Annotated in this window: 7 protein-coding genes and 1 pseudogene; 3 read left to right on the top strand and 5 right to left on the bottom strand. The window is 39.6% G+C overall.

Annotated features, from left to right (window positions below; translation table 11 throughout):
* The 3 genes and pseudogenes from A3EO_RS12695 to A3EO_RS0105360 all read left to right on the top strand — a co-directional run.
* Positions 1-234 (top strand): annotated as a pseudogene (locus A3EO_RS12695) (IS5/IS1182 family transposase); the annotation flags it as partial.
* Between the two features lie 81 nt (positions 235-315).
* Positions 316-1,062, top strand: coding sequence for a sulfite exporter TauE/SafE family protein (locus tag A3EO_RS0105365; protein WP_018346315.1), 747 nt, complete (start codon positions 316-318; stop codon positions 1,060-1,062).
* A gap of 9 nt (positions 1,063-1,071) precedes the next feature.
* Positions 1,072-1,470: a hypothetical protein gene (locus A3EO_RS0105360; RefSeq protein WP_018346314.1), complete on the top strand. Its 399-nt coding sequence runs from the start codon at positions 1,072-1,074 to the stop codon at positions 1,468-1,470.
* Between the two features lie 48 nt (positions 1,471-1,518).
* On the opposite strand, the gene A3EO_RS0105355 is transcribed toward A3EO_RS0105360, so the two are convergent.
* From A3EO_RS0105355 to gdhA, 5 genes are all read right to left on the bottom strand, one after another.
* The gene (locus A3EO_RS0105355; RefSeq protein ID WP_018346313.1) at positions 1,519-2,364 is read right to left on the bottom strand and encodes a cysteine ABC transporter substrate-binding protein; all 846 of its coding nucleotides are present in this window, start codon (positions 2,362-2,364) and stop codon (positions 1,519-1,521) included.
* 16 nt (positions 2,365-2,380) lie between these two features.
* The gene (locus tag A3EO_RS0105350) at positions 2,381-3,109 is read right to left on the bottom strand and encodes an amino acid ABC transporter ATP-binding protein (protein WP_018346312.1); all 729 of its coding nucleotides are present in this window, start codon (positions 3,107-3,109) and stop codon (positions 2,381-2,383) included.
* A gap of 9 nt (positions 3,110-3,118) precedes the next feature.
* Positions 3,119-3,781, bottom strand: coding sequence for an amino acid ABC transporter permease (locus A3EO_RS0105345; RefSeq protein ID WP_018346311.1), 663 nt, complete (start codon positions 3,779-3,781; stop codon positions 3,119-3,121).
* Entirely contained in the window at positions 3,771-4,430 is a 660-nt protein-coding gene (locus A3EO_RS0105340; RefSeq protein ID WP_018346310.1) for an amino acid ABC transporter permease, read from the bottom strand. Before A3EO_RS0105340 ends, A3EO_RS0105345 begins: the two co-directional genes overlap by 11 nt.
* Positions 4,431-4,692: 262 nt before the next feature.
* Positions 4,693-6,030: an NADP-specific glutamate dehydrogenase gene (gene gdhA / locus A3EO_RS0105335; RefSeq protein ID WP_013746694.1), complete on the bottom strand. Its 1,338-nt coding sequence runs from the start codon at positions 6,028-6,030 to the stop codon at positions 4,693-4,695.
* Positions 6,031-6,208: the final 178 nt, after the last annotated feature.

The raw sequence follows: 6,208 nt of genomic DNA, 5'->3' as shown, positions 1-6,208 counted from the left end.
ACCCACTTGAAAGCCAGTGCTAATAAAAACAAAAAGCATAATGAAAAGCGAGCAGTTCGAGTGAGCCACTATATCGCTATGCTCAACGAAGATGTGGCAAAAGTGAGGGAAGCAAAGGGAAAAAAGCCGTTAAAGGCGAGTGAGAAAGCCGTCGAAGTCAAAGACACCCGCGTGAGCAATACCGACCCTGAAAGCGGGTATATGCACCGAGATAACAAGCCCAAAGGTTTCTTTCCCAAGTGTGCTTCTAGAACCTAATATGATATATCGTCAAAAAACAATATTTTCTTTTAGTATAAAATATTAGAGGGATTTATGGATATTAATGTATTGTTAATACTTTCTTGTATTATATTTTTAGGGAGTTTTACTCAAGGACTAACTGGATTTGGGTTGGCATTAGTTTCTGTCCCTCTACTCTCTATGTGTTTAGATGTTAAATTGGCGATTCCTATTGCTGGTATTTTTGGTTGGTTGGTAACATTTCCTATTGTTTGGAAAATGAGAAAAAATATAAAGTGGAAAATTACATTAATCTTATTTGTTGGCTCTTTGCCTGGCTCTTTATTAGGAGCTAATCTATTAAAATATCTTCCTTCAGAAGTTATTTTAATCTCTATGGGAATAATACTGGTTGTATCCAGTTTATATTCTCTCTTTTCCACAGTGAGTTTGATAAAAAAAGAGTCGTACCCTATTAGTTTGTTAATGGGATTTTTGTCCGGATCTATGGGAGCCAGCGTAGGGGAGGCAGGTCCACCAGTTATAGCTTATACCTCAATGATGCCTTGGACAAATGATGAAACTAAAGCAACATTAGTGTCTTTCTTTATGCTGCAAATGATAGGTGCAATTATAGGATTTTGGAATAAAGATTTGCTAACAGGAGAGGTCTTTTCTCACATAGTAAGTATGTTTCCTGCATTTATTATAGGATTACTACTTGGATTATTCGGATACCAATTGATGCATAAATATAATATTAATTATCATAAAATCATTTACTGTTTTTTAATTGTTATTGGTAGTATTCTAATCTCACAGAATCTTGTGAAGATATAAGGTGAGATTATGAAACGAATATTGATTATGAGTCTTGTTGTCCTCCTAACCGCTTGTGCTTTGACACCGGAGCAACAGCGAGCTAGAGAGGAGGCTCAAATTCGGCAGCAGCAGGCGCTACAGGTTGCTTTGGCAAAACAGTGTGATGAAGAAACGGCATATTTAATGAAGCGTCAGTTTGATCAGGATATTGGCTTAACAGAAAAAGAGCAGAAAGCATTCAAAGCGGAATATACTAAGCGGGTGAATGATCCAATGTTCCAATCCTGTTATAAATTGGCATTACAAAATTATATGGCTCAGCAACAAATCCGACAGATGGAGATTGAGCGGCAATTTTATTATGATGATTTTCCACCATACGATTTAGGACCACGTTGGCATCATCGGCATTGGCATCGTTGGTAGATGAGAAGTTATAAAAGGTAAAGGCTAAGCCTCTACCTTTTTTGTCTATTACTGATAATCCACTAAAATATCAGATTCGCTGATGGTGTCGCCGTAAACCGGATGGAGTGTTTTTTCGTAAGCGGCTTTAATTTTGCCCTCTTTAGTTAGTTTTACGATTTCATCATTTAACCATTTTAATAATTCTGGTTGATTTTTTTGTACTGCCGGTGCGATGAATTCTTGTTCGCCTAAGCTACGCACACCAACGGTATAGCCCGGATTATTTTTCGCCCAAGCGAATAATAGTGTATTGTCGTGTGCTAATGCATCGCCACGTCCGTCTTTTAAGGCATCAAAGGTTTCAGTATTTTGTTCGAATTTTAATAATTTGATATTAGGATAATTTTTGGTGAAGAAAGCATCGGCGGTAGTGCCTTTATTCACCAATAAAGTTTTATCGGTTAATTGCTGAATATCAGTGATAACTGAACCCTCTTCAGACACAACACCTAGAGCCACTTTCATATAAGGATTAGCAAAGTCGACCACCTCTTTTCGTGCAGGGGTGACAGTGAAGTTGGCAAGAATAATATCCACTTTGTTAGAAAGTAGATATTCGGCGCGGTTAGCGGCTTCGACTAAAACAAATTCCGCTTTGTTTTCATCGCCGACTAAATCTTTAGCAATTTCTTTGCCGATTTCAACATCAAAACCCTGACTTTTGCCTTGTCCGTCAACATAACCGAATGGTGGTTTATCACTGAAGACGCCAATACGAACTTTACCCGCTTCTTGAATTTGTGCAAGTTGTGATTTGACGCCGTCCGCTTTATCGTTATCACCGCAAGCGGTAAGCCCTAAAGCCAGTGTGGTGGCGAATAATGCAGCAGTTAATTTTTTAGCAAATTTCATAAAAAGCTCCTTATGGTTAGTAATTTAATAGATTTAGAAAGGCTTTCGCACGATCTGTTTGTGGCTGACTGAAAAATGGTTCAGGGGCACTTTGTTCGATAATATTGCCCTGATCCATAAAAATGATGCGGTCTGCCACTTGACGAGCGAATGCCATTTCGTGAGTAACAATCAACATTGTCATTCCTTCTTTGGCAAGTTCTAGAATTACATCCAAAACCTCGCGCACCATTTCCGGATCAAGCGCAGCGGTGACTTCATCAAATAACATAATATTGGGGTTCATACATAAAGCACGAACAATGGCGATACGTTGTTTTTGGCCACCGGAAAGTTCTCGCGGATAAGCATTTTTGCGTTCGTAAAGTCCGATACGTTTCAGCAATAAATCCGCCTGTTGTTCAACTTCAGCGCGTTGGCGCTTCTGCACTTTTAATGGCCCGAGCAGAATGTTTTCAATCACTGTCATATGAGAAAAAAGTTCATAACTTTGAAAAACCATTCCGATATGTTGGCGAGCCTCGACCCATCGAATATCTGTACCTAACTGTTGTTGCGACAATAATAATTCGCCTGATTGAATTGGCTCTAAACCATTGATACAACGTAATAATGTGCTTTTGCCGCAACCGGAAGGTCCTAAAATTACGACCACTTCACCTTGTTCGACACTGAGATTAATCCCTTTTAGAACAGTTCTGTCGGCATAATTTTTGACTAAATTTTTGATTTCTAATAATGGCATAACTAAATCCTAATTCTTTTTCTCTAAACGACCGGCAAACCAAGATAATGGATAGCAGATCACGAAATACATCAACATAATTAAACCGTAAATCCAAAATGAAGCGGTAGGCATCGCAAACAGTGAAGTTTCAATAATTTGTTGCCCCACTTTAATCACTTCCAAAGTACCGATCAGCATTGCCAGCGAGCTGGTTTTCACCATTCGCGTGAAAAGATTAATCACGGATGGCAATGCACATTTCACGCTTAGGGGCAATAGAATGTAACGGAATGTTTGTGCTTTACTTAAACCCAATGCTAAAGCGGATTCCGACTGGTGGCGGTCAATTGAGGTGATCGCTCCTCTGACTAAATCTCCCATTTCCGCCGTTCCCCAAAAAATAAAGACAATGATGCAGACCAGTTCACTGTTTAAATGCAGATTGAACCATTTTGCTAAGCCGAAATAGCTAACGAAAAGCAAGGCTAACAGTGGCGTAACTCGCACGATCTCTAAGTAAATCTGGCAAAAATAGCGAATTAGGCGATTTTTGCTGGTCATTGCAATTCCCATTAATGTGCCGAAAATAGCGGAAAAGAAAATGGCAACGAATGAAATATAGATAGTAAGCCCCAATCCTTCTAATAAACGCCATAAATTGGTAAGCGAAAATAGACCATCAAATCCCATAACTTGCCCTCCGTTGACGTTTTTCTAAATAGCGTACGAAAATGGATAACGGTAATAACACAATCAAATAAAAGAGCATTAATAAGAACAGCGCTTCATTGGTTTTGTAATCCATTCCAATAATCTCTTTGGCAAGGAACATCAATTCAGTAATTGCGATAGCACTGACGATTGAGGTTTCTTTGATTAAGAACAGGCAATTTGCGCCAATTGCCGGAATGGCAACGGCGAAGGCTTGCGGAAAAATCACATAACGGAACACTTGGAAAGGCGTTAATCCAATGCTTAATGCCGATTCGATCTGCCCTTTGGAAACGGCCAATAATCCGCCTCGGAAGGCTTCAGCCATATAACTTCCGCCAAGGAATGCAAGGCTAATAATGGCACAAGTAATGCTATCGAGTTTAATGCCAAGTTTGGCTACACCGAAGTAGAGAAAGAAAATCTGTATCAACAGCGGTGTGTTACGAGAAATTTCAATATAAGCCTTAGTGATACGAGATAAAACCCGTACCGGATACACCAGCAGCACTGCACAGATAATGCCGATGATGAGCGAGAAAATAATACCGGCTCCCGCTAAATAAAGCGTGAGTAAGGTTGCATCAATAAATTTTGGAATTGCATTAACAACGTATTGCCAATCCATTTTCAGAGTCCATTTAAACTAAAACATAAAGGCATTATATAAATTTATTTCTATACGGCTAGATGGCTATTTAGCACTTTTTATTATTTTTTATAACTAAAAGGAATAAAGATATGATGGTAATTGGAAATGTTATAAGAAATCTGCATTTAAAATAATATTGAATAATGCTGATCTTTTTTGAAGAAGGAATGGTTAGAATAGTAAAAAAGAAGATGGGGAATGCCCATCTTCAAGAGATAAAAGGAATTGTGGAAAAGGGTTATACGATACCTTGTGCTAGCATTGCATCAGCCACTTTGCGGAAACCGGCAATATTGGCGCCGTTTACATAGTTGATGTAGCCGTTTTCACTACCGTTAGCAACGCAGTTTTCGTGGATATTTGCCATAATGTCGAAAAGGCGTTGATCCACTTCTTCACGACTCCAAGATAAACGAATCGCATTTTGGCTCATTTCCAATCCTGATGTTGCCACCCCGCCGGCATTGCTGGCTTTACCCGGTGCATAAAGAATTTTGGCATCGATAAATACGTTTACAGCCCCTAAAGTAGATGGCATATTCGCCCCTTCGGCAACACAGATACAACCGTTGCTCAATAATGTTTTGGCATCTTCTGCATCCAATTCATTTTGCGTTGCGCAAGGTAGTGCGACATCACAAGGAATTCCCCAAGGTTTTTGGTTGGCAAAATATTCTAAGCCTTGTTCTTTGGCATAAACGGCAATACGTTCGCGGCGAACCTCTTTTAATTCAATTAAGGCAGCGAGTTGCGCTTCAGTCATACCGCTGTCGGCAAATTTAACAAAACCGTTTGAGTCGGAAAGAGTCAACACTTTCGCGCCTAATTGGATCGCTTTTTCAGCCGCATACTGCGCCACATTACCTGAACCAGAAATAAGCACGCGTTTACCTTCAATGCTTTGTCCTTTGGTTTTTAACATACTTTGTGCGAAGTACACCACACCGTAACCGGTGGCTTCCGGACGAATCAAACTACCGCCGTAAGGCAAGCCTTTTCCGGTTAATACAGAAGCAAATTCATTACGAACACGTTTGTACTGCCCAAATAGATAGCCGATTTCACGTCCACCAACGCCAATATCACCGGCAGGTACATCAAGATCGGCGCCGATGTGACGAGAAAGTTCGGTCATAAATGCTTGGCAGAAACGCATTACTTCCGCATCGGATTTGCCTTTAGGATCAAAATCAGAGCCGCCTTTGCCGCCACCCATTGGCAAGGTGGTTAAAGCATTTTTGAAGACTTGTTCAAAAGCAAGGAATTTTAAGACACCAAGATCAACAGTTGGGTGGAAGCGTAATCCGCCTTTATAAGGACCGATGGCGGAGTTCATTTGAATACGATAACCACGATTTACTTGCACTTGACCTTTGTCATCAACCCAAGATACTCGGAACATTACTACTCGTTCCGGTTCAACGATACGTTCAAGTAAGCCTTGTTGTGCATATTTCGGATGTTTGGCGATAAAAGGTGCTAGACTACCGAAAACCTCTTCAACGGCTTGATGAAATGGTGCTTGGTTCGGATCACGTTGTTTAATTTTTTCGAATAAAAGTGTTAAGTCATTCATATGTTTGCCTTCCTATTTTGTTGTTATGTTTGAACTGTTAAACAGTGTAGCAAGCGAGGCAAAAAAAAGGCTAATTTTTTTTAAGAAAAATCAGAAAAGTTAAATAAGATATAAATAAACCGGATATTTTTGAATTATGTTTAATTTTTGAATGAGGGATATAAAAAAACTGCCCCGA

The sequence above is a fragment of the Gallibacterium anatis DSM 16844 = F 149 genome, assembly GCF_000379785.1.
Classification (GTDB): Bacteria; Pseudomonadota; Gammaproteobacteria; order Enterobacterales; family Pasteurellaceae; genus Gallibacterium; species Gallibacterium anatis.
Note: the sequence above shows the minus strand (reverse complement) of the source record. Positions and strands in the feature narration are given on the sequence as shown.